Origin of the sequence: Pseudomonas putida (assembly GCF_050990305.1) — a bacterium.
Taxonomy (GTDB): domain Bacteria; phylum Pseudomonadota; class Gammaproteobacteria; order Pseudomonadales; family Pseudomonadaceae; genus Aquipseudomonas; species Aquipseudomonas putida_AH.
Window position 1 is genome coordinate 3,142,359 of sequence record NZ_CP158817.1, and the last position, 25,080, is coordinate 3,167,438.

Sequence of the window (25,080 nt, forward strand, 5' to 3'; positions counted from 1 at the left end):
TAGGTATAAAAAAACAAGCCCTGGTCGAGCATTAGTTAATAAACGTTATTACGCTTACTCTGTTTAGCTTAAATCCAAAGATGTGACGGTCTCGCGACGATGACCGCACGGGCCAAGGAGACACAGGAATGTCGCAACCGACGCAAAAGCTCCGTTTGAGTGCGCTGATTGCTCTGGTGGTGGGATCGATGATTGGCGGCGGGATTTTCTCCCTGCCACAGAACATGGCGGAGCGCGCCGATGCCGGTGCTGTGCTGATCGGTTGGGCGATCACCGCCGTGGGCATGCTGACCCTGGCCTTTGTCTTCCAGACCCTGGCCAATCGCAAACCAGAACTCAACTCCGGCGTGTACGCCTATGCCAAGGCCGGGTTCGGCGATTACATGGGCTTTTCCTCGGCCTGGGGCTACTGGATCAGCGCCTGGCTGGGCAACGTCGGCTATTTCGTCCTGCTGTTCAGCACCCTGGGTTATTTCTTTCCAATCTTTGGCCAGGGCAATACGCCGATCGCCATCGGGTGCGCCTCCATTTTGCTGTGGGCCGTGCACTTTCTCGTCTTGCGTGGGATCAAGGAGGCGGCGTTCATCAATCAGCTGACGACCGTGGCCAAGGTTGTGCCGCTGATCATGTTTATCGTCATCGCCGCCGTGGCCTTCAAGGCCGACGTCTTTACCCGCGACATATGGGGCCACAGCAATCCGAACTTCGGCAGCGTGATGGACCAGGTCCGCAACATGATGCTGGTGACCGTGTTCGTGTTCATTGGCATCGAAGGCGCCAGCGTCTATTCAGCCCGGGCGGAGAAACGCTCGGACGTCGGGCGGGCCACCGTGATCGGATTTATCGGCGTGTTGGCTCTGTTGGTGCTGGTCAATGTGTTGTCGCTGGGCATCATGAGCCAGCCCGAATTGGCCGGCTTGCAGAACCCGTCGCTGGCGGCGGTGCTGGAACACATCGTCGGCCCCTGGGGGGCATTGCTGATCAGCATCGGCCTGGCGATTTCCCTGCTGGGCGCCTTATTGTCCTGGGCGCTGCTGTGCGCCGAAATCCTCTTCGCCACCGCCAAGGACAAGACCATGCCGGCTTTCCTGACCCGGGAAAACAAAAACCATGTGCCGGTCAATGCCTTGTGGCTGACCAACATCATGATCCAGGGTTTTCTGTTGATCACGCTGTTTTCCGCCGGTACTTACACCAGCCTGATCTATCTCGCGTCGTCGATGATTCTGGTGCCGTACCTGTGGTCGGCGGCGTACGCGGTGCTGTTGAGCGGACGCGGTGAAACCTATGAAAACGCATCGGCCGAGCGCACCAAGGACTTGATGATTGGCGGCATCGCGCTGGTGTATGCGACCTGGCTGTTGTATGCCGGCGGGGTGAAATATTTGCTGCTGTCGGCGCTGTTGTACGCACCCGGTGTGATTCTGTTCGCCAAGGCCAAGCATGAGCAGGGCGAGCCACTGTTCACCCATGTCGAAAAGGCGATTTTTACCGGCGTGCTCATCGGCGCAGGATTGGCCGCCTATGGGTTGTACAGCGGAGTGCTGTCGTTGTGAGTTTATTGAAAACAGGCCCCTGCGGTTAAAGCGACAATTGTGTTTCAAACTACACTCAATTCTTGCTGGATGACCCACTCATTGAACATCACTCAGGCTCGGCTCCGCCAAGGTTGGACACATGCAAAACGATGGTGAACAAAAATCGGGACGTGTGCTTGATCCAGTCGATCGTGTCACCGAGGTCATCTTCGGCCTGCTCATGGCGATGACATTTACCGGAACGATCAGCGTGGTCACCGCCGATCAGGAGGCGGAACGGGTGATGATGCTGGCCGCGCTCGGCTGCAACCTCGCCTGGGGGCTGGCCGATGCGGTGATGTATCTGCTGCGGACCGTGATCGAACGCACACGCAATCGCACACTGCTGGCGAACCTGTGCAGTGGCGCGGATGCCGCCACCGGACAGGCGCTGGTAGCGGACGCACTGCCGCCGCGCCTGGCGATAGCGGCCGGTACCGATGGCCTGGAATTATTGCGTCGCCGCCTGATCGAGGAACCGGACAGGGCCGTGCCGCCGCGTCTGGGCCTGGAGGATTTCAAGGGCGCACTCGGCGTGTTCCTGTTGGTGGTGGCTTCGACGTTCCCCCTGGTGGTGCCGTTCCTGTTGCTTGAACAGACCCAGCTTGCCGTACGCATTTCCAACCTGATCGGGCTCGCAGTGTTGTTCGTGGCCGGCTGGATGCTGGCTCGGTACGCGGGGGCGAAACCGTGGCAAGGCGCGATTGCACTGACCATTACCGGGGCGCTGTTGATCGCCGCCATTATCGCTCTCGGGGGATAGACCGCCATCCTGCTCCTGGAGCTCTGCAGCATTATTTTTCGTAAGGAGTTGAACATGGCAAAAGAAAAAAAACACGTGAGCAAGCAGCAGCCCGCAGACAGCCCGAAACTGAAGAACAAGGACTATCTGGAGCAGTTGGCCCATTTGCACGTTGAACTGGTCAAGTTGCAGGAGTGGGTCAAACAAGTGGGCGCCAAGGTCTGCATCGTCTTCGAGGGGCGCGACGGTGCCGGCAAGGGCGGGACGATCAAGGCGCTGACCGAACGGGTCAGCCCACGTGTCTTTCGGGTCGTGGCGTTGCCTGCGCCGACCGATCGCGAGAAGAGCCAGATGTACATGCAGCGCTACCTGCCGCACCTGCCAGCGGCCGGTGAAGTGGTGATCTTTGATCGCAGCTGGTACAACCGCGCGGGTGTCGAGCGGGTGATGGGATTCTGTACCCAGGAACAGGTCGATAAATTTCTCAAGGCCGTGCCACTGCTGGAGCGCGCCATTGTCGATTCCGGGGTCATCCTGCTCAAGTACTGGTTGGAAGTCAGCCCCGAGGAGCAAACCCGCAGGCTCGAAGGGCGCATCAAGGACGGGCGCAAGATCTGGAAGCTGTCGCCGATGGACCTCAAGTCCTACAGCCGCTGGTATGACTACTCGCGTGCCCGTGATGACATGTTCCTGGCGACCGATACCGAATATGGGCCGTGGCTGGTGGCCGACTCCAATGACAAGCGCCGCGCCCGTCTCAACATCATCACCGACATGCTCAGCCGCGTCCCCTATAAGGAAGTGCCCCGTGAGAAGGTGGTGCTGCCCAAGCGGCAGAAACCGGGCAACTACCGCGAGCCGGATTATCCGTACAGGCACATTCCTGAGAAATTCTGAGTGGGTCGGTGTTGGGTGGTTACCGAGGCGGCCTTCGAGCCGATCTGGCTTTGGCTGTTGTCCGCGTTCGCCTGTGGGAGCTGGCTTGCCAGCCATGGCGACCTGACTGGCGATCAACTCTTTCGGGCACACCCCCCGATCCAATTGTAGGAGCGATGCTTGCTCGCGATGGTCGTCAACGATGACGCGGGCTGTCTGGATGTCCGTGTTGTCTGGATGTTTTTCGCGAGCATGCTCGCTCCTACAGGGGGCTGTTCGCGGGAAATAGGGACGGTGTACATATCCGTTGCTGCGGTCACGGCCACTGGCGGTTCCGCTTTTACAACGGGTCACTTGGAACAGCGCCAAGTAACCAAGCGCTTTTGCCCCTTTCGTTCGGTGCCTCGCCGTGGCTCGGCATGCCCTCGCTCCGGTCCTGCTCCGTGGGCCCGCCGCGATCGGCCATCCATGGCCGTGCGCGGCTAACCCGGCATCCATGCCGGGTTGCCCACTGCGCAGAACCTGCGCTCGGCCTCTCGAGGGGGCGTACACCTCAACAGCCAAGCCGAGGCGGCCTTCGAGCCGACCTGGTTTTGGCAGGTGTCCGCATACCCCTGTGGGAGCTGGCTTGCCAGCGATGGCTGACTGGCTGACGATCAAGTCCTTTCAGGCATGCCTCAATCCAACTGTAGGAGCGAGCCTGCTCGCGAAAAACGTCAGGACAACACGGGCATCCAGAAAGCCCGCGTCATCGTTGACGTCCATCGCGAGCAAGCATCGCTCCCACAGGGGATCTTCAGTGGAGGCAGGCTTGGCGTGTGGCACAGATCAAATGTAGGAGCGGGCTTGCTCGCGAAGGCGGTCTGTCAGTCGCCATAAGTGTTGAATGGGCCGGCCTCTTCGCGAGCAAGCCCGCTCCAACAGGGGATCTTCAGTGGAGACAGGCTTGGCGTGTGGTACAGATCAAATGTGGGCAAGCCTGTTCGCGAAAAACGCATAGACAACACGGCCATCCAGATAGCCTGCGCCATCGTTGACGTCCATCGCGAGCAAGCATCGCTCCTGCAAGGGAGTGTGGACGCCTGCCCGCGCCCCATCACCACAGGTTCAAACAACGGCTGCGTTATTTCCCGGATACTGTCAGCTCATCCGCCTTACCTATCCAGCCACCACCGGTGGCCTTGTACAGGTTGATCATGGACGTGAACACTTGGGCGCGGGTGCGGGTGTAGCTCAGTTCGGCATCGAACAGGCTGCGTTCGGCATCCAGCACTTCGATGTAGTCGGTATAGCCGTTGTCATAGCGCAGCCGCGCGAATCGCGCGTAGGTGCTCAACGCATCCACCTGCCGACCCTGAGAGGCCATTTGTTCGCGGGACTTGGTAGATGCGATCAAGGCGTCTTCCACATCCCTGAATGCCGATTGAATCGCCTGTTGGTAAATCAGCAGTGTTTGTTGTTGGAAAGCTTCTGCCTGTTGTACCTGCCCGGCGATGCCGCCGGCGGTGAAGATCGGCATGCTCCCTGCCACGCCGTAGGACCAGGTAGCGGCGGGGCCGGTGAACAGGTCCGAGAGTTGGTTGCTCGCAGAACCGAGCAGCCCGGTCAGGGAAATCGTCGGGTAATACTGGGCCTTGGCGGCGCCGATCAGGGCGTTGGCCGAGATCAGGTTCAACTCGGCTTGACGTAGATCGGGTCGTCGCTCCAGCAAGTCCGAAGGCAAGCCCGCAGGCACCGAGGGCAGTACCAGTTGCCCAAGGTCACGTCCGCGAATGATCGGCCCGGGATTGCGACCCAGCAGTACGGCCAGTGCGTTTTCCTGTTGTGCAACCAAGGGTTCGAATTGTGCGACGGCTGCCAGTGTCCGCTCATACTCGGACTGGTTTTGCGCCAACTCCATTTCGGAAATGGTGCCGGCGCCGTAGCGCAATTTGAAAATCTCGTAGGAATCGCCACGGGCCTTGGCAGTGGTACGGGCAATTTCCAGTTCCCGGTCAAGATCACGCAAGGTCACGTAACTCGATGCCACCGACGACACCAGGCTCAACAAGACGCTGCGACGACCTTCCTCCGATGCCAGCAAATCGGCTCGTGCGGATTCGCTGAGGCGGCGCAAGCGACCCCAGATGTCCAGCTCCCAGCTCACATTGAGAGCAGCCTGATAGTTGTTGAACACCGGGTCTACGGACGGATCGAGCGGTACCGGACCGCTGTCTCGGGCAGAGCGGGCGCGCTGAGCCTGGGTGCCGAGCCCGACCTGGGGGAACAACAGGGAGCGGGTTTCACCATAACGCCCCTGGAATTGCTCCACCCGTGCGGCAGCGATCTTAATGTCCTTGTTCTCTTGCAGCGCGATGCGGATCAAATCGTTGAGCACCGGGTCCTGGAACTGCTCCCACCACAAGGTGTTGGACAGGTCCCGGGCTTCCTTGTCGGCATAGCGATAAGCCGCCGGCGTATCGATATGCGGGGCTTGGTAATCCGGGCCCACCATGCAGCCAGCGAGGCCCAGGCACAACAGCAACGAAAGAGGAGGCTTACGCATATCACTCCCCCTCATGTCGGTTTTGCGCCGCGCCATCGGGAATCTGCGCTGACGGTTTCTCCACGGGTTTCGGCTCTTTTTTCGCGAACATCCGCTCAATCAGGTAATAGAACATGGGAATGAAGAAGACGGCGATCACGGTAGCCCCCAGCATCCCGCCGATGACCCCGGTACCGATGGAGTGTCGACTGTTCTCGGAGGCGCCCACGGCAATGGCCAACGGAACACAACCGAGGATGAATGCCAGGGAGGTCATCACGATAGGACGCAGGCGTTCCCTGGCCGCGGTCATGGCTGCGTCGTAGGCCGACATGCCATTCTCGCGGTTCAACACCGCAAACTCGAAGATCAGAATGGCGTTCTTCGCCGCCAGCGCCACCAGCATGGTCAAGCCGATCTGGAAGTACACGTCATTGCTCAAGCCTCGGAGCAAGACCGCGAGCAAAGCGCCGAACAGTGCAAAAGGCACCGCCATCAGCACGCCGATCGGCAGGGACCATTTTTCGTACTGGGCCGCGAGGATCAGGAACACCATCACCAGGCCGAAGATGAACACCTGTGAGGAGGCGCCACCGCTCTTTTTCTCTTCGAAGGCCTCGCCGCTCAGTGCCAGCGCGTAGTCGTTGGTCATGATTTCAGCGCTGATTTCCTCAAGGGCCGCCAATGCCTGACCGGAACTGTAGCCGGGTGCTGCGTTGGCCGTGAGCTTGACCGCCGGGAAGTTGTTGAAACGGGTCAGCAGGTCGGGCCCGGTGACGTAGCGGCTGGTTAGCACTGCCTTGAGCGGTACCATCTCCATGGTCCTGCTGCGCACGTAGATCTGATCCAGGTCCTCGGCTTTGAGGCGATAAGACGGTTCAGCCTGCAGGATGACCTGCCACAGACGACTGAATTTGTTGAATTGCGAGACATACAGCGAGCCGAACATGGTCTGCATGGCGCTGTACACATCTTCGACCGGCACGCCCAGGGTCTCGGCCTTTTCCCGATCCACATCGACCATCAATTGGCGCGAGTGCACGTTAAAGGTTGAGGTTATCGCCCCGAGTTCAGGGCGCTGCTTGGCCTTGGCCAACAGGGTGGCGACCATTTCCGCCAATTGGTCCATGCTGGCATCACCCTTGCTCTGGACCCAGACCTCCATGCCGCCGGTGGTGCCCAGGCCGGGAATGGAAGGCGGGTTGACCGGCAGAATGACCCCGCCCTGAACCGTGGAAAAGGCCTGGGCCGCTTTCTGGATAACCGCCGGGGCGCTCTGTTCCTTGATGGTCTCGGAGTCCTTGTAGCGTCCTTCGAAATCCTTGAAGCCGACGAAGAAGGCGCCGGCATTGTTCTTGTTCTGGCCATCGAGCAGGCTATAACCATTGACGATGGCCACGCCTTCGACGGACGGATCGTTCATGAAGAAGTCACTGGCCACCGTGCCGACTTCGCCGGTGCGATCCAGGCTCGCGGCATCGGGCATGATGATGGCCCCCAGCAGATAGCCCTGGTCCTCGGGCGGCAGGAAGGCGCTGGGCAGACGCCCGGCCATCAAGACGATCAGCACGATCATCCCGCCAAACAACAGCAGCGCGACGACAAAGCGCTTGATCGTGATTGCCACTGCCCGTGAATAACCCTCGGTCATGCGCTCGAAACTGCGTTCGAACCAGCGGAAGAACGCGTTCTTTTCACCGTGCTGCGGTTTGAGCAGCAGGGCGGCCAGGGCCGGCGACAAGGTCAGGGCGACAATGCCGGAAATCACCACGGAAATGGCGATGGTGATCGCGAACTGTTTATAGAGCTGGCCGGTAATGCCGCCCATGAACGCGACCGGAATGAACACCGCGCACAGCACCAGCACGATCGCCACCACGGGGCCCGCCACTTCGTCCATCGCGCGTTTTGCCGCATCCTTGGCGTTCATCTTGTGCACGTGCATGTTGCGTTCGACGTTTTCGATCACCACGATCGCGTCGTCCACCACAATACCGATGGCCAGCACCATGCCGAACAGCGTCAGCATGTTCACTGAGAAGCCTAAAGCCGTCATGCCGATGAAAGTACCGACGATGGACACCGGCACCGCAATCACCGGAATCAACGTGGCGCGCAGGCTCTGCAGGAACAGGAACACCACGATGACCACCAGCACCAGGGCTTCGAAGAAGGTGTGAATCACCTCGGAAATCGAAGCACGGGTAAAGGCTGTCGTATCCATCACGATCTTGTACTGGATGCCCTCGGGAAAGGTTGCCTTCATGTCGGCCAGGGTCTTGGTCACGGCCGCCGAAACGTCGAGGGCGTTGGCGCCGGGTTGTTGATACACGGCAATCAAGGTCGCCGGTTTACCTTGGTAGGTGCTGCGTAACGAGTAATCCTTCTGCCCCAATTCGGCGCGTCCCACGTCCTTGAGACGAACGATCGCGGCGCCGTCGTTGCTGGCGCGCAAGATAATGTTTTCGAACTCCGCAGGCTCGGTCAGGCGCCCCTTGGTGGTCACGGCAAACGACTGTTCAACCGCTCCCCCGGTGGGGGATTGTCCCACGCGACCGACCGCAAATTGCTGGTTCTGGTTGGCCACGGCTTTCTGCACATCGGCGGCCGTGATGCCCAGTTGGGCCATGCGGTCGGGTTTGAGCCAGATGCGCATGGCGTAGTCTGGCGTACCGAAAATGGCGGCCTGGTTAGCCCCCGGAATGCGTTTGATGGCATCGAGGATGTAGAGGTTGGCGTAGTTGGCGACGTAGGTGCTGTCATAGCGGTCGCCCTCGGAGTACACAGAAAGAATCATCATGAACGCCGACGATTTCTTCTGCACCTGGATACCCTGGCTCTGCACCGCGGACGGCAGTTGCGGCAGGGCCAGGTTGACCCGGTTCTGTACGTCTACCTGAGCCAGTGATGGGTCGGTGCCGATCTCGAAGAACACGTTGAGGGTCATGTTGCCCGTCGCGGAGCTCGACGAGTTCATGTAGATCATGTTGTCGGCGCCGTTGACCTGTTGCTCGATAGGCGCCGCCACGTTGTTGGCCACCACCTGCGCATCGGCGCCCGGGTACGTCGCCGCGACAGTGATTTGCGGGGGCGTGATGTCCGGGTATTGGGCAACCGGCAATGAAAGCATGGCCACGGCACCGGCCAATGTGATGATGATGGAAATGACGGAGGCGAAAATCGGCCGATCGATGCAGTAGTGAGAAATGCTCATGGTGCTTTCCCGCCCGCTGCTCCGGTTGTACCTGCTTTCACTGTTTCGCCGGCCGGGGTGGCTGCCGGTGTTGCGGCGGCAGCGTCGACTATGTTCAGCGGTCCTCCGGGCGTGACCCTGATCGCGCCATCGACCACGATGCGCTCACCGGCCTTCAGGCCCTGGCTGATGAACCAGTTATCGCCTTGCCATTCGCCCACTTCGACAACGCGCTGCTCGGGTTTTCCTTCGGCATTGAGTACCCAGACGAAATGGCTTTTGGCGCCCTCAAGCACGGCTTTCTGTGGCACCAAGATAGCGTTTGGCCGGGTGCCACCCTTGGCCAGCGCCTTGACGAACTGACCGGGACGCAGCAGGGCATTCGGGTTGGCCAGCACTGCCCGGACCAGGAAGGTGCCGGTTTCAGGGCTGAACGAAGGCGCCAGGAAATTCACATGACCACGCTCGGGGGCCACCGAACCGTCGGCCATGACCACCTCGACCACGAAGTCGCTGCGTGGCGGCATCTTGAGCTGGCCCTTGGCAATCTGGTCGCGGTACTTGAGCGTTTCGTTTTCCGAGAGACTGAAGTTGACGTAGATCGGATCCATTTGCGAAACCGTGGTCAGCAGACCCGATTCTCCCGGCGTGACATAACTGCCTTCCTGTTTCTTTGCGTAGCTGGAAAGGCCGGTGAGGGGAGAGGTGATGGTGGTGTAACTGAGGTTCAGTTGTGCGGTACGCACGGTACCTTCAGCGGCCAAGACGGCGGCGCGGGTCGAGCGTTCTTCACCGACCGCGTTGTCCAGGTCCATCTTGCTCACCGCGTTTTGTGCGGCCAATGGACGCACTCGCGCCAGGGCCGCCTTGGCGACTTCCCAGCGTGCCTGTTGCTGCGACAATTGGCCCTGGGCCGACAGCAGCTGCGCCTCGAACGGCTTGCGGTCCATCTGGAACAGGGTTTGCCCGGTTTTTACCAGATCGCCCTCGGTGTACAGACGCTTGTCCAGGAAGCCGGCGACCCGGGCGCGGATTTCCACCTCGCGGGAACTCTCGGTCTGGGCCACGAACTCAAAGGTCACCGGGGTATCGCGGGCGGTGACCGTCATTACCGTTACATCTGGGGGCTTGCGTGCAGGGGCGGTGGGCTCTTTACCACAGCCGGCCAATAGGCCCATTCCCGCCGCCAGGAAGGCGATCGGCAAGCCTGCGAACCGACTGATAATGTTTCTTTTTCCGCCCATGCCTTTACTCCATTAGGTTTCCCGAACAGAAGCGTAGCCATGATCTATGCACAGCGCTATCCGATATGTGGCAATGCTGCATCCTCTGTGACGCCTTCGGTGGACGAGTCACCGGGCGTGATCCATTCTTACGCGATATCCGTCGCTTTTTCCCATTTGCACCAGCGTGAGGAGAGACGCCCATGCTCTACTGGATGCTGGTCTTTGTGCCCATCAGCATTGTCCTGGAGTTTGTCGCGCCAGAGCGCCATCTGCTGGTTTTCCTGGCGGCCGCCCTGGCCATCGTGCCGCTGGCAGGTTGGCTCGGACAGGCCACAGAACAACTTGCGGAGCGCTCCGGGGAGGGGGTCGGGGGATTACTCAATGCTACCTTCGGCAACGCCACGGAGCTCATCATCGGTCTGAGCGCGCTGCGGGCGGGCCTCTATGATGTGGTCAAGGCGTCTATCGTCGGGTCCATCGTCGGCAATATTCTGCTGGTACTGGGCGCCTCCATGTTGGCTGGCGGCCTTCGCCACCATGAACAGCAATACAACGTGTCAGGGGCCCGGTCCCAGGCAACCCTGCTGACCCTGGCCGCCATCGCACTCATCCTGCCAGCCGCTTACAACGCAGCCGTAGCGCCGCGCAATCCACAGGGGCTTGCGCCTTTGAGCCTGTACATTTCATTGGTTCTGCTGATGGTCTACGGTTTGTTCCTGGTCTATTCCCTGGTGACCCACAAAAGCCTGTTTTCCGGGAACGTCGATTTCGAACAAAGCTCGGATCACCCTCCGCTTTGGTCCGCGGGCAAGGCTTTGCTGGTGCTAGGCGTGGCGACGGTGCTGATCGCCTGGGTCAGTGAAATCCTGGTGGGTGCGATCGAGCCGAGCGCTCGCGAGCTCGGGCTGAGTAACCTCTTCGTCGGTCTATTTGTCGTGGCTATCCTGGGTAATGCCGCTGAACATGCGTCGGCCGTCTCGGCCGCCCTGAAAAATCGCATGGACCTTGCGCTGTCCATCGCCATCGGCTCCAGCGTCCAGGTCGCGCTGCTGGTGGCGCCGGTTTTGGTACTGGCCAGTCTGGTGCTGGGGCCGGCATCCATGGATTTGGCCTTTTCTGGTGGCCTGGTGCTCAGTGTCCTGGTGGCCGTGCTGATCACCGGCCAGGTTGCCGGCGATGGTCGCTCCGACTGGCTCAAAGGCGTGCAATTGCTTGCCGTCTATCTGATCCTGGGGCTGGCTTTCTTTTTCACCCCTGATATCTCCGTCCGATAGCATTTATTAGAGGCTACGCTTGCATGCTACGGAGTGGCGCCATACGGCGCTTCTTACTTGGCGGGGGTGCCGATAGCCATGGCGAATGAACACGATGTTTATCCCAGGGCCACTGTTCTGGTGGTCGACGATTCGCCCGATAACCTGATGTTGATGACTGACCTGCTCAAGAACAGCTATCGAGTCAAGGCGGCCAACAGCGGCGAGAAAGCGCTGCGTGTGCTGCAAGCAGACCCTCTGCCGGACCTGATCCTGCTGGACATCATGATGCCCGGCCTGTCGGGTTATCAGGTCGCGCGGCAATTGCAGCAGGATTCACGTACCCACGCGATCCCGATCATTTTTCTCACCGCCCTGGCATCCATGGATGACGAGATTCAGGGGCTGGAATTGGGCGCTGTCGACTACATCACCAAACCCATCAACCCACAGCTGGTACTGGCCCGGGTGGAAAACCAGCTGAAGATCAAGGCGGCAGCTGATTTTCTGCGAAACAAGAACGACTTCCTGGAACAGGAAGTTCAACGCCGTACTCGAGAGGTGACCGCCATCCAGGACGTCACTGTCCAGGCGATGGCTTCGCTGGCGGAAACCCGCGACAACGAAACTGGAAACCACATCCGTCGCACCCAGCACTACGTCAAATTGCTCGCCGAGCTGCTATGCAATCACCCACGCTTCAGACACTTTTTGACCGACGAGACCATCCACCGGTTGTTCATGTCCGCGCCACTGCACGACATTGGCAAGATTGGTATTCCCGATCACATCCTGCTCAAACCCGGACGTTTCACCGAGCAAGAGTTCGAGATCATGAAGACCCATACCACACTGGGACGCGATGCCATTCAGCGGGCCGAGGATCAGCTGGGCATCTGCGTGGAGTTCCTGCGCCTTGCCAAGGAGATTGCCTACAGCCACCAGGAAAAGTGGGATGGTAGCGGCTACCCGCAAGGGTTGGCCGCCGACGACATTCCTATCAGTGCTCGACTGATGGCGGTGGCGGATGTCTATGACGCGCTGATCAGTCGGCGGGTGTACAAGGCCGGCATGACGCACGAACAGGCTGTCGAGATCATCCGGCAGGGGCGTGCATCGCATTTCGATCCGGACATCTGTGATGCTTTCCTCAACAACGCCGAGCAATTTCAGGCCATTGCCGATCGCTACCTCGACAGTGATCAGGACATGGCCAGGCAACAGGCCGCCATTGAACGTAGAGCTCGCAAGCCTTGAACAACCGGGTGCGAGTATCAAGGGTTTCGAGGAGCAGGGGAGTTGTAATGAACAGAGTGTTCAGCCTGTTGGAACGGCTATCCCTGAGGCACAAGCTGTTTTTGGGGTTCACCGCGCTGCTGGCCCTTGTCTTGGTACTGGGCGTGCAGAGTTTGCGTACCCAGGAGTCGTTGAAGCGCGAGATGCAGAGGCTCTATCAGCAGGAACTGGTCGGCGTTGAACATCTGCACGAAGCCAGGGTACAGATGCCGCACTTGATCCAGGCGTTGCAGAGGGCGGTCGGCAGCCGCAACGCGGACATTCGTGCCCAGGCCGTCGCTCAGATGCGTGGCGCCCAGGCGCGTCTGCGCGAGGCCATGACCCTGGCGATGCCCACCCTTTGGCGCCAGGAAAACCAAATTCGGCTTGCCGAATTCGAGGTCATGTTGGATCGGCTGCAACACGATGGCGAGCAGGCGCTGCAACTGTCCAACGAAGGCAACGTGGTGCAGGCGTTGCAATTGCTCAATAGCGATGACTTTCAGAAACTGGATGAACAGGGCGATGAGTTGCTCAACGCGATGGCGCAAATCAAGGCCGTCGCCATCCATGATACGGCCAAGCAAATCGCCGAGTTCGCAGAACGCAGCACGACACTCACCTACCAGTTACTGCTCGGAGGCCTGAGCCTGGCATTGCTGCTGGCCTGGCTGGTCAGCCGTTCGATTCGCCAGCCGCTCAATCGGGTACGCGCTGCGGTCGATGAGCTCACCGCTGGCCGATTGGAGCAACACATCCCTCATACCGACCTGCAAAACGAGACCGGTGACCTGGCCCGTGCCATCGCCAAGCTCCAGGCCGAGTCGCAGCAATTGGAACGCCAGCGCTGGATCAATGCCCAGGCGGCACAGTTACAGGCCGATCTGCTACAAGCCAATACGCCCGCACAATTGGCCGAGGTTTTTTTACTGCTCATGGCGAACACGCTGGGTATCTGCCGGGGCGTGCTCTACAGCCTGCGTGAGAAGGACACAGAGCTACAGCTGATTGGCAGTTACGCAACCGATCCGCAGTATCCGCCCGCACCAACCTTGGCGATGGGTGCCGGCCTGCTTGGGCAATGTGCGATCGATCGCACGCCGCGCGAATTGCCGGCCGGACCGATTCGAACCCAGTTGGGCGAGGTGCCGACGCATTTTGTGCTGCAGCAGCCCATCGTGCGGGGAGAACGGCTGCTTGGCGTGCTTGAGGTGGCAGGCGCAGAAACGCTGGGTGAGCGCGAGCGGCTTTTTCTGCAGGAGGCATTGCCCAGGCTGGCCGGCGCCATGGCCGTCATGGAGCGCAACCAGGCGGTGCAATCCCTGCTGGTCGAAACCCGCCAACAGGCCGATGAGCTGGGTGAGCAAACGTTGCGACTGGAGCAACAGTCGCGGGCACTGGAGGACCAACAAGCTGCGTTACGTGCCACCGAGGCCTGGTACCGCGGGATCCTCGAAGCGGCGCCCGACGGCATGCTGGTGATCGGTGCCGATGGCACGATTTTGATGACCAATCCACAACTGGACAGCCTTTTTGGATACTCGGCAGGAGAACTGATTGGCGAGACTGTCGAGCGCCTGGTGCCGAACGCGGCACGCGGTCGGCACCCAGCGATGCGCGATGGGTTCATCGCTCACGGCGGCGCTCGGCAGATGGGCGCCAACCACGAGGATTTGCACGGTCTGCGCAAGAACGGCAGTGAGTTTTCCGTGGAGATCGGTCTGTCGTGCTTGCCGACCCTGGAGGGTCGCGGCACCTGTATCTGCGCTTCGGTGCGTGATGTCAGTGAAAGGCGCCAGCTACAGGCAGCCCTCAAATCCAGTGAAGTGCAGTTGCGGGCGGTGCTCGACAGCAGTCCTGTAGCCATGCTGATCCGCAACGACGATGGCCACTTGAGCTATTGCAACCCTGAACTGGAGAGCCTGTTCGGCGTGAGTCACGAACAACTCGATCAGGTTGATGAAAGTCGCCTCTGGTGCGATGAACAAGCACATCAGAGATTTCGGGCCTTGGCCGCCAAGGGGGAGGTGCGTGATTTCGAAGCCGCCTACCAGCGCCGCGACGGTTCGTACTTTCATGTGCTGCAATCGGCCACTCGCATTCGTCTCGGGGAGCGCAGCATCAGCGCCAACTGGTATTACGACATCACCGACCGCAAGGCTGCCGAAGTCCAGGTCCAGCGCGCGCGGGAGATTGCTGAGGAAGCAACGCGAGCCAAAAGCGAGTTTCTGGCCAACATGAGCCATGAAATCCGCACCCCGATGAATGCCATCATCGGCCTGAGCCATCTTGCGTTGGGTACCGAATTGAATCACCGCCAGCGCAACTACATCGAGAAGGTGCATGGCTCGGCCGAGAACCTGCTGGGCGTCATCAACGACATCCTCGACTTTTCCAAGATCGAGGCCGGCAAGATGGATCTGGAGTGCATCCCGTTCCGGCTCGAGGATGTGCTGAAGAGCTTTGTCGGCATGATCGGCATCAAGACCGAAGAAAAGGGCCTTGAACTGCTCTACAGCAGCAGCGCCGATTTGCCCACAGAACTGATTGGCGATCCGCTACGCCTGGGGCAGGTCCTGGTGAATCTGGGTAATAACGCTGCCAAATTCACCGAGCAGGGTGAAATCGTGGTGGGGGTCGAGCGACTGGGGGGCGATGAGGGCAGGGTAGAACTGCATTTCTGGGTGCGCGATACCGGTATTGGCATGAGCGAGGCGCAGTGCCAGCGGATATTTCAGTCGTTCAGCCAGGCCGACAGTTCCACGACCCGCAAATACGGCGGTACCGGCCTGGGCCTGGCCATTTGTGAGCGCCTGGTGACGATGATGAATGGGCGCATCTGGGTGGAAAGCGAACCGGGTGTCGGTTCAACCTTTCACTTCAGCATCTGGCTGGGCCTGCAGAACGATGCACAAGTGCACCGCATGTTTACCGCAGACGAGTTGCGGGGAATACGCGCACTGGTGGTGGATGACAATGCCAGCGCTCGGGACATCCTCTCGGACATGGCACGCAGTTTCGGCATCGAAGTGGACGTCGCAGCCAGTGGCAGTGCGGCATTGAAAATGTTGGTGGATGCCGGACAAACATCGTTGCCCTATGACCTGGTGCTGATGGATTGGCGCATGCCAGGCATGGACGGCGTGCAGACGGTTCACCAAATGCACGCCACCTCAGGGGTAAACACCCCAGCGGTGATCATGGTCACCTGTGTCAATCGCGAGGATTTACTTGAACAAGCCGAGCGCGAGGGGCTTGTGCTGCCGGCGGTTCTGACCAAACCGGTGACGCCTTCGACGTTGCTGGAAGCCATGTGCACTGCGCTGGGCAGAAAGCCGCACACTGAAACCCGAGGAAGTGAGCGCAACGAAGAGAGTGCACGCAACCGGACCGGTTTGAGAGGCGCACGCCTGTTGCTGGTTGAAGACAATGAGCTTAATCGGGAGCTGGCATGCGAGCTGTTGCAGGAGGCCGGTATCGAGCTTGCCTTGGCCAACGATGGTCAGCAGGCACTCGATCTATTGGCCCGTGATTCGGATTTCGACGGTGTATTGATGGATTGTCAGATGCCCATCATGGATGGCTACACCGCCACTGCCAGGATTCGCGAGCAACCACGCTTCGCCGGGTTACCGATCATCGCCATGACCGCCAATGCCATGACGGGCGACCGTGAGCGGACCCTGGCCAGTGGCATGAATGACCATATTTCCAAACCGCTGGATGTGGACGGCATGTTCGCCATCCTTGCGCGGTGGATCACACCGAGGGCTGGACGCCACACCGTCGTGCAACCGATCAACCAGGCTGTGGATGCGCCGTTACTCCCCGGCAGGCTCGAGGGCATCGATATGGCAGCGGGGCTGGCTACCTGCATGGGCAAAAGCGAGCTTTATCTGCGCCTGTTGCGTAAGTTTCATGAGTCCCAGGCACACTTTTCCGAGCAGTTTCACGCGGCGATTGCCGATCCTGATCCAACCGCCGCCACCCGGTTGGCCCACACCCTGCGCGGTAGCGCTGCCAATATCGGGGCAAAGGAGCTGGCACAGGCCGCTGCGCTGTTGGAGCAAATCAGTCTGGCTGGCGAACCCAATGACGTATTGCAAGCCGGACTGGCCGAAGTTGAACGGCACCTTGCGCAGGTGGTGGGGGGATTGAGCCTTGTGGGCGAAGCGCCCGCTGATCCTGGGAATCAGTTCACACCGTCTTCACCCGAGCTGCGCGAGCGACTCGACACGCTCACGCGTCTGTTAGCCGAGAGCGACACCGCAGCCGCCGATGTGCTGGAGCAGTTGCGAAATCTGTCTCTGGCCCCGTCGTTATCCCAACGTCTGGACCTCGTGGCGCAGCAGGTCGAACGCTTCGACTTCGACCGGGCCCTGGAGCTGCTGCAGGATGCGGTTGCGTAATGAGTCTGCTATCGGTAAACCGGCCAGGACAGCGCGCTATTCTTCATCGGACGGGTCAGTAGCAGGGGACGGATGCGTGCCGGCGGCACTGGTGTCGCGGTGCCGATGGTTCATCTCATCTTCATCCTGCTTGCGATACTGACGTGTCCACGCATTGACTTCGCCCTCGCTTTCGCCCAACACCAACAGTGCGCGACGGGTAATCTCAAGACTGGAATGAAAGGTTTCGCGTATCGGTCGGGCGCCGGCATCCATCAGTTTCAGGGCCTCCTGCCGATCGCGTGCCCGGGCAATCACTTTAACCCCGGGGTACAGCCGGCCAATGGTCCGGGCGGTGTCCAGGTTGATCTGCGGATCGTCGGTCGCGACGATCACCAGTTGCGCCGTTTCGACCTTGGCGGCGTGGAGAATTTCGGGTCGGGTCGGGTCGCCGTAATAAACGGGCAGGTGTCCTGACTTGCGCTGTTGGTCGATGGCCTGCACCGAAGTGTCCAGGGCAACCATCGAGATACCCCGGGCGTGTAGCATGCGCGCGATGACGCGGCCCATTCGCCCCATACCGGCAATCACCACTTGGGGCTCGTCGCTGATGTCCGGCGGGTTTTGCGCGCCGTTCGACACGGCAGGCGCTTCACGCATCAACGGCGACAGCGCGATCATCAGCAGCGGAATCATGGCCATCGACAACGTGATGACCAGTACCAGCAGGTCATGGACCGACTGATCCAGTAGGCGATGCTCCAGCGCCAGTTTGAACACCACGAAGGCAAACTCACCGCCAGAAGCCAGGACCACGCCAAGGCGGATCGCATCAGCCCGATTCAATCCCCCGGTCAGGCGTCCGAGACCGAACAGCAATGGCAGCTTGATCGCCACCAACAACACCGTCAGCCCCAATACCACCCACGGTGCGCCAAACAGCAAACGCAAATCCGCGGTCATGCCCACACCGACGAAGAACAGCCCGAGCAGCAGCCCCTTGAACGGTTCGATCTGCGACTCCAGTTCATGGCGAAACGGCGACTCCGCCATCAACAGCCCGGCCAGGAAAGCGCCCAAGGCCATGGAGACCCCGGCATGCTCCATCAACCAGGCCGTCCCTAGTACGCTCAGCAAGGCAACGGCGGTGGACAGTTCGCGCAAACCGGGGATCACCGCCCAGCCGAACACCGGGCGCAACAGAAAACGCCCGCCAACGATGATTGCGCCAATGGCGCCCAGAACGGTCAGCAGTTGTCGAAGCTCACCGCCTTGCGCCTGGCTGGGGTCCACAGTGGCCAGTAATGGGATCACAGCAATCAGGGGAATGGCGGCGATGTCCTGAAACAGCAGAATGGCGACCGCCATGCGGCCGTGGGGGCGCCCCAGTTCCTTGTGTTCGGCCAGGATTTGCAGGCCGAAGGCAGTCGACGACAGGGCCAGGGCCAGACCGAGCACAACGGATGCCTGCAGCGTCTGGGCAAACGCGAAAAACGCAATCGCCGCGAAAATGGCCCCGGTGAGCACGACCTGGAGCAACCCGACGCCGAACAACAAGCGCCGCATCATCCAGAGCTTGCGTGGTGACAGCTCAAGCCCGATGACAAACAGCAGCAACACCACGCCCATTTCAGAAAGTCGGCTGACGTTCTCGGAATTGTTGATGAACCCCAGCACCGAGGGGCCGATCAGTACCCCGACCAGCAGGTAGCCAGGCACGGCACCCAACTTCACGCGCTGGGCGAGCGGCACCAGCAGCACCACCGCCAACAGGAAGATGACCGTTGCCTGGAGCAGGCTCCCATGGTGTCCCATCTGCGCACCTCCTTGCTGTCTGACGTCTCGGACCGAGGCGCGAGCGAAGTATAGTCATTGAAGCGTTGGGCAGAGGGAGTGCAACTACACTGTGTGGATGTGGCACTTTGGACCGGCCGATCATGAGCGCGAAGTCATTGACCAGGATCGACCTGCGGCGTTTGATCCTGTTGTTTACGCTGCTGACTGCGCTGATCACGCTGGCGAGCAGCCTCTATGTTGTTTATCGAGCCGAAAGGCAGACGCTGATCGACTCGGCCTTACAGTCCAATCGTGCCTATGCGACCAAACTGGCTTCGAGCATCGAAGAACTGCTCAAAGACGCCCATGAACACCTGATCTACAGTGCCGGTCTGCTGGCCGGACAACTTAACAATGAGCCGTTGTTGAAGAGTGAGGTGGCTCGTTTGCAGCGACAGGACTCGAGCTTCAACTCGGTGGCGGTATTCGATCCCACCGGCAAAGTCCTGGACGCTTCACCCGAAAGCCTGCAAATCAAGGGACGCACCTTCCGCGCTGAAGGCGTTATCCAGGCGTTGCATGGGCGTCAACCGATGATCAGCTCGGCGTTTGTCACCGAACTTGGCAATCTGGTGATTTTCGTTTCCCAGCCCATTGTCGATTCGAACGGGCAGTATCAGGGAACGGTGGGCGGCACGGTTTACCTGCGAAAGCAAAGCATCCTGCACACCCTGATCGCCAATCACTTCCACAACGTCGATATCCAGGTGTACGTGGTGGACAGCAACCGGCGGCTGCTCTATCACGCCGATCGAGACAGGATTGGCCAAGTGCTGGGGCCTGACACCGCGGTGGATGCGGTGTTGGGTGGGGGTGTGGGCGCTATGGAAAGCGTCGGCGACAAAGGCACTGCGATGCTATCGGGCTATGCGTGGGTACCCGACAGCCGTTGGGGTGTCATCTGCACACAATCACGTGACACTACCCTCGCACCACTCCACGCCCTGATCAAGAAAACGGTTCTGGTGATCCTTCCCCTTTGCCTGATCGGTTTCGCGATCATCGGCTGGGTGGCCACCTTGATTACCCGGCCATTGCAGCAACTGGCGAGCGTGGCCAGCCACATGGATTCGGCGGATAGCCCTGGGGAAATCAAGTCGGTGCGTGCCTGGTACAGCGAAGCCGCACGAATCCGCCGTGCGTTGGCGGTAGGTGTGGCGCTGGTGCAGGAAAAACTCAGCCGCCTCAACCGTCAGGTGCAAAGCGACCCACTGACCGGACTGGCCAACCGCCGGGCAATGGAAGCGTCGCTGCTAGTGCTGGAGCAGTCAGGGACGTCGTTCTGCGTGATGGCCCTGGACATCGATCATTTCAAGGCGGTCAACGACACCTTTGGCCATGACGCCGGCGACGTCGCGTTGCAAGTGATCGCTGATGTGCTCAGGCAGTGCTCGCGAGACGGCGACCTGGCGTGTCGCACCGGTGGAGAGGAGTTCACGATCCTGTTGCCGAACACACCATTGGCCAACGCAATCGATGTCTCCGAGCGTTTGCGTGCCCAGGTGCAAAGCACCAGGATCGACAGAGTAGGGTATGTGACCATTTCCATTGGCGTGGCCTGTTGGATACCGGAAGGGCCGCCTGTCACCGATGTTCTGAAGCAGGCAGACGGGTGTCTTTACGAGGCCAAGAAAAACGGAAGAAACCGGGTAGAAGCTTGATGCAGCGGCTGTACAGATTCTTTCCTGATGACTGGCCATTGGTAGTGGCGAACGCAGATCCCCTGTAGGAGCGAGCCCGCTCGCGAAAAACGCCAGCACAACGCGGGCATTCAGGCAGAGTGCGTTATCGTTGATGTCCATCGCGAGCGTGCTCGCTCCTACAGTTAGGTGTGTTTTTGAATCGGCCACCGCGGTTCGGCGTAGATACCGCGGCGGCCGATCAATCAAGCGGTGGGGAGCAGGCCTTTTTGTTTGGCGACATGGGTGGCCAGTGCGTCCATCAAGTCTGGAGACAGGCAGTCATAAGGCTCCAGTCCCATCGAGCGCAGACGCTCACGGATCGCCTTCATTTGCGCCGGCGGTGTGCCGGTTTCGATCAGAGAAGACACAAACGCTGCGAAACCCGGCGCAGACCATCCGCGTTGGGGGGAGAGTTCGGTGTGGACGAAATCCAGGCCATAAAACGCATGGTCCTTGTTCTCGATGCGCCCGAAGAGATGGGTGTGGCATTGCTTGCAGGCGTGGCGTTGGATGGTGGCGTTTTTGTCGACGATTTCCAGCTTTTCGCCGTGGGCCGTCACGCTGACCTTATCCCGGGGCACCACGGCAATGACGGAAAATATCGCATCTTTGGGTCTCCAGCACTTGCTGCACCCGCATGCATGGTTATGCAGGGTTTGCGCATCGATCTTGACTTCGACCTTGTCGGTCGCACACAGGCATTGCAAGGTGCCGCCCGCGAAATCGGCAGCGGCGGGTTCAATACCATTATCCAGCGAAGGGTGAAGTTTAAGGGGGCTCACGTTGGCGTCTCCCATGGAGGGTATCAGACACAGTGCCTGGGCTTGTGCCCGGGCATTATCGTTAAAACGGGCCGTGCACTACGTTTCAGGCATCCATCTGGAAGGGATTGGAAATGCGCCTGTAACCCATACTAATACCGCCTGAGACAGCCGACTGCACTTGGATAGCGTCGCGCTCAATTTACCGACCTGCGGAGCGCAAATTTGTGCCCAAGGCTAAACGGGTCAAGTCATCCCGGACAGCGGTTACGGTGGTTTTATCTGTTTCGGCAAACACGCCTACCCGTAGGAGCGAAGCTTGCTCGCGATGGCGGTGTGTCAGACAGGCCTTTTTCGACGGGGCTGCCGTCTTCGCGAGCAAGCTTCGCTCCTACATGTGGGGGTATTTGTTGGCAACCAGTCATCCCGGACAGCGGATACGGTGTTTACATCTGTTTTTGCAAACACGCCTACCCGTAGGAGCGAAGCTTGCTCGTGATGGCGGTGTGTCAGACAGACCCTGTTCGACGGGGCAGCTGTCATCGCGAGCAAGCTTCGCTCCTACAGGGGATAGCGAGTTTGTCGGGGGCGTTGAGCGACCGCCAGGGTCGCTCAGTTGAAGCCGGGGAGATTTAGAAGAGGAAGTAGGCAGAGGCGGTGGTTTGATTCAGGTTGATGTTGCCAACCTCCAATATTTCATATTCAGCGCGCACACCGATGTTGCGGAACACATCGACTTCAACTCCGGCGCCGTAGGTCAGGTCCACGCCGGTGTCATCATCGCTGGCGTTGCCGTCTGCATCCCAGGCATGTGCGCCGACGCTACCGAACACGCGAATCCGATCGCCAATGGGCAGGCCGAGGTGGGCACTGGCTTGAACTGATTTACCTTCGAAATCAAGATCCTTGTCCTTGAATTGGCCCAAGTCTACGAAGGCGCCCTCAAAGGCCAGGTAGCTGTTTACACGATAGCCTGCATAGGCCTTGTAACTGTTGTCATCATCGTTCAGACGGGATTCATCGGTTTCAATGTGGCTTACACCAGCACCCAGATATAAACCTTTGTCATCCGCAATTGCCTGAGCAGACAGCAATGAGAGCAGAGTAACGATGCCAAGGTTTCGAAAACGCATGTGAGGTGGAGTCCTTCTACAGGTTGTTGGTAGTTTTATGTTCGCCGAGACTGTGAGGGGACACGAAGATTGATGGAAATCATTGATTGATATTTATGAGTGACGTCAAATCAATGGATCAGTGAAGTTTCAGTACATTGAAAGTACCGCCGGGCCAAGGCATGAATATTGAGCGCCGGTTCACCGAGTGAGAGCCTGGAATCACCAGTACCAAAGGTACCAATGACAATACGATGTCCGCCCGAACGAAGTCTTTGTAATTGAGTCGCCGCGCCTTTGTGATCTAACAATGCACTTTCAGCGACTTCAAAGACGATGGCGCACGCCGGTATGTTGTACGTTGCCATGATGCCGATCACGAAGTCGGCGAATGTCTGGTCGAGCAACTCTTGCGCGCTAAGATCGATGGTGATGTAGAAGTCCTTGCACGCCCAGAGATAGGTGCTGTAATCCTCCGCAACACGGCGTATCACCGAGCGCGTCAGCTCGCCCACCAAGTCCGGCTTCTGTGCCGCCGCGATGAGTGTACCAATCGGAATCGCGGTGCCTTTGGAGCGCCAGCGAGAATGTGATTCAGCACCGACCAGATTGCCTTTCCTCACATCAACGATAGGCTGGTAGTGAACATCCAGCGTGTCCGTCATGATCGCCTTGCGAAGTTTGACGACGGTAGAGCCGTGATGCCGCAGCGTCTTCCATGCCATGTAAAACAGGACGGCGAATATGAAAGCCAGCGCAATGAATAACTTCCATCTCAGGGCCACCAGGTCGCTCAGTTGAAGGGGCTTATTCAAACTTTGTTCGACCAGCTTGTGCACCAGACGGTTAGCGAAAAGCCATGAGAATAAGGCCACGGTAACGGTTGCGCATAACGCTGGCACGTGCGGCTTAAACAAGGCTTTATACGCCGTAAACATAGAGACTCCGAGAGCGTGTTTGACTGGGTGATGATTGGCCGGGGGTGGGTTCAACTATTAACGAACCAGGCCAATGCGACACCACATAAATAAGCGGCGATGCAAAAGAAGATTTTCTGCTTGAGTGGCAGTGAACTTAGTTGTAGGCGCATGCTGTTCTCCGTGGTGTCAAAAATAATCCAGAACATTAAGGCTGTCGGATAAAAATATTGAATGCCGAGAGGTTCGCTGAACGAAGTTGCCCCGTCTGCAGCGTGGACACCCACTCTGCAGCGTGTACGAGGCCTCTGTTCTTTCGTCGGGAATAACGCGGTGGCGTCATTGAAATCATCATCGGCAGGTCATCGCCGTTTTCTAGACGTTACGCCGGGAGGTTTCCGAGGGGATTTCCCCATAAGCATCCTGGTACGTCTTGGAGAATCGACCCAAATGGTGAAAGTTCCAATGCATGGCCGTTTCGGTCACCGTGGGCCAGGTGTTACGGATCAGGTCCCGACGTACATTGGCGAGCCTCAGGTTTCTGATGTAGGCCATGGGTGAGATACCGAACGTCTCGACGAAACCAAGATGCAGACTGCGAGTGGTGGTTTTCAGCTGAGCGACCAGTGCCTTCATGCTCAGCGCTTTTTTCGTGTTTGCATGGATGTAATTCATGGCCTCGGCCGCGACTTTTCTTCTTGTCGGGGTTCTGAGCTCGGTGCGGTCCTTCGGGGTCAGTGCCTGCAAGAGCGAAATCAAGAACGCACTTTCAATGTGAGCGCTGTCGCAATGGCTGCGCTGGTTGGCGGCAGTGCTATTGATGTTTACGAAGTAAGCGTTCATGGCTTGAACGGCCGATTGCATCAGTTTGTAGCTGGCAACCTGAAAGCTGTGTTGGTTGCGATGGGCGAGCACGTCGACAATGGATTGGTTATCCAGGCATTGTGCGTAGTGCTCCAGCGTCGTCGTCAGCGTGAAGAGCGCTTCATTGGGTTCGCAGGTGTAATGCACCGGCTCGCCGCTATACAGCACGATGATTTCATTGGGCCGCAACTCGTGATTATTGACACGGGGGCGGCCAACGGGCGCTTGTGAAATGGCCAGGGTGACAAAGCCCTCGGGAACAGAGCTGATCAGGGTGACCGTCGAATCAAACTCCAATCGGCTGCATTGGAGTGTGGGCGTATGAATGATCTTGTACTGACGAATTCTCGCCTCGTGCTCTGCCGGGATGAGGCTCACCTCCCAGTGACCGATCGTTCTATCGGGTTTATCCGTGAGAGGGGATGTTACATGAAAGACTTCGTCAGGGATTTTACTACTCATGGAGTTGAACGCTCTTCAGCAAGTGGGCAGTACTCAGCAAGTGTTCTGATATCTATGTCAATGACTCGGGCTTGAGCGCCAGCGTCGTGGAAAATACGTACGAATCGCGCAATGGCAGATCCATCAGGCTTTGAAGTTTGCCCGGTGCTATTTTCGATCCAAAGATGGCCGTTTGTTGATGGCCGAGGGCAGTGGCATCAAAGGCAAAGTAATCGTTGGTGCGGTAGCTCGTGCTAATCCGATAACTGAGGTTTTCATCGTTCAGCTTTTTCTTATTGCTTTCAATCTGGGCCAGATCGACGCTATAGAGTTCCTTGTATCCGGCCATGGCTTTGACAGACAGCAATACACCAATCGATACGGTTGCAATTTTTTTTAGCAGCATTGACGAT

16 protein-coding genes are annotated in these 25,080 nt (G+C 58.9%); 7 read left to right on the top strand and 9 right to left on the bottom strand.

The window, feature by feature from the left end:
- Window positions 1–128: 128 nt before the first annotated feature.
- The 3 genes from arcD (at window position 129) to ppk2 (ending at window position 3,216) form a co-directional block, all read left to right on the top strand.
- Complete coding sequence (gene arcD, locus ABTV22_RS14185; RefSeq protein WP_433741049.1) at window positions 129–1,556, top strand: arginine-ornithine antiporter; 1,428 nt, start codon at window positions 129–131, stop codon at window positions 1,554–1,556.
- 121 nt (window positions 1,557–1,677) lie between these two features.
- The gene (locus ABTV22_RS14190; RefSeq protein ID WP_433741051.1) at window positions 1,678–2,340 is read left to right on the top strand and encodes a hypothetical protein; all 663 of its coding nucleotides are present in this window, start codon (window positions 1,678–1,680) and stop codon (window positions 2,338–2,340) included.
- Between the two features lie 54 nt (window positions 2,341–2,394).
- Window positions 2,395–3,216 carry a polyphosphate kinase 2 gene (gene ppk2 / locus ABTV22_RS14195; RefSeq protein ID WP_433741052.1) on the top strand — a complete coding sequence of 274 codons (822 nt, stop codon included), beginning with the start codon at window positions 2,395–2,397 and terminating at the stop codon, window positions 3,214–3,216.
- 1,102 nt (window positions 3,217–4,318) lie between these two features.
- On the opposite strand, the gene ABTV22_RS14200 is transcribed toward ppk2, so the two are convergent.
- From ABTV22_RS14200 to ABTV22_RS14210, 3 genes are read right to left on the bottom strand one after another with little or no spacing between them, the layout of a single operon-like run.
- Complete coding sequence (locus ABTV22_RS14200; RefSeq protein ID WP_433741054.1) at window positions 4,319–5,740, bottom strand: efflux transporter outer membrane subunit; 1,422 nt, start codon at window positions 5,738–5,740, stop codon at window positions 4,319–4,321.
- 1 nt (window position 5,741) lies between these two features.
- Complete coding sequence (locus ABTV22_RS14205; RefSeq protein WP_433741056.1) at window positions 5,742–8,933, bottom strand: efflux RND transporter permease subunit; 3,192 nt, start codon at window positions 8,931–8,933, stop codon at window positions 5,742–5,744.
- Window positions 8,930–10,021 (bottom strand): efflux RND transporter periplasmic adaptor subunit, encoded by a 1,092-nt coding sequence (locus tag ABTV22_RS14210; protein WP_433741402.1) that lies wholly within the window; start codon window positions 10,019–10,021, stop codon window positions 8,930–8,932. Before ABTV22_RS14210 ends, ABTV22_RS14205 begins: the two co-directional genes overlap by 4 nt.
- Window positions 10,022–10,338: 317 nt before the next feature.
- Here ABTV22_RS14210 and cax point away from each other — a divergent pair, with 317 nt between their 5' ends.
- The 3 genes from cax to ABTV22_RS14225 all read left to right on the top strand — a co-directional run bounded on the left by cax (window position 10,339) and on the right by ABTV22_RS14225 (window position 17,075).
- Complete coding sequence (gene cax / locus ABTV22_RS14215; RefSeq protein ID WP_433741058.1) at window positions 10,339–11,412, top strand: calcium/proton exchanger; 1,074 nt, start codon at window positions 10,339–10,341, stop codon at window positions 11,410–11,412.
- Window positions 11,413–11,490: 78 nt separating this feature from the next.
- Entirely contained in the window at window positions 11,491–12,648 is a 1,158-nt protein-coding gene (locus tag ABTV22_RS14220; RefSeq protein WP_433741060.1) for an HD-GYP domain-containing protein, read from the top strand.
- 47 nt (window positions 12,649–12,695) lie between these two features.
- Complete coding sequence (locus ABTV22_RS14225) at window positions 12,696–17,075, top strand: response regulator (RefSeq protein ID WP_433741062.1); 4,380 nt, start codon at window positions 12,696–12,698, stop codon at window positions 17,073–17,075.
- A gap of 36 nt (window positions 17,076–17,111) precedes the next feature.
- Here the strand turns inward: ABTV22_RS14225 and ABTV22_RS14230 are convergent, their stop codons facing one another.
- Window positions 17,112–18,869, bottom strand: a complete 1,758-nt coding sequence (locus ABTV22_RS14230; RefSeq protein WP_433741064.1) for a monovalent cation:proton antiporter-2 (CPA2) family protein — start codon at window positions 18,867–18,869, stop codon at window positions 17,112–17,114.
- 122 nt (window positions 18,870–18,991) lie between these two features.
- Between ABTV22_RS14230 and ABTV22_RS14235 the strand changes: the two genes are divergently transcribed.
- Window positions 18,992–20,551 (top strand): sensor domain-containing diguanylate cyclase, encoded by a 1,560-nt coding sequence (locus ABTV22_RS14235; RefSeq protein WP_433741066.1) that lies wholly within the window; start codon window positions 18,992–18,994, stop codon window positions 20,549–20,551.
- A gap of 224 nt (window positions 20,552–20,775) precedes the next feature.
- Here the strand turns inward: ABTV22_RS14235 and gfa are convergent, their stop codons facing one another.
- The 5 genes from gfa to ABTV22_RS14260 all read right to left on the bottom strand — a co-directional run bounded on the left by gfa (window position 20,776) and on the right by ABTV22_RS14260 (window position 25,073).
- A complete protein-coding gene (gene gfa, locus ABTV22_RS14240) occupies window positions 20,776–21,354 on the bottom strand; it encodes an S-(hydroxymethyl)glutathione synthase (protein ID WP_433741068.1) in 579 nt (192 codons plus the stop codon).
- 611 nt (window positions 21,355–21,965) lie between these two features.
- The gene (locus ABTV22_RS14245) at window positions 21,966–22,466 is read right to left on the bottom strand and encodes an outer membrane beta-barrel protein (RefSeq protein ID WP_433741070.1); all 501 of its coding nucleotides are present in this window, start codon (window positions 22,464–22,466) and stop codon (window positions 21,966–21,968) included.
- Window positions 22,467–22,576: 110 nt separating this feature from the next.
- Window positions 22,577–23,383, bottom strand: coding sequence for an EAL domain-containing protein (locus tag ABTV22_RS14250; RefSeq protein ID WP_433741072.1), 807 nt, complete (start codon window positions 23,381–23,383; stop codon window positions 22,577–22,579).
- 354 nt (window positions 23,384–23,737) lie between these two features.
- Complete coding sequence (locus ABTV22_RS14255) at window positions 23,738–24,688, bottom strand: helix-turn-helix domain-containing protein (protein WP_433741074.1); 951 nt, start codon at window positions 24,686–24,688, stop codon at window positions 23,738–23,740.
- Between the two features lie 52 nt (window positions 24,689–24,740).
- Window positions 24,741–25,073, bottom strand: coding sequence for a hypothetical protein (locus ABTV22_RS14260; RefSeq protein WP_433741076.1), 333 nt, complete (start codon window positions 25,071–25,073; stop codon window positions 24,741–24,743).
- Window positions 25,074–25,080 lie beyond the last annotated feature (7 nt).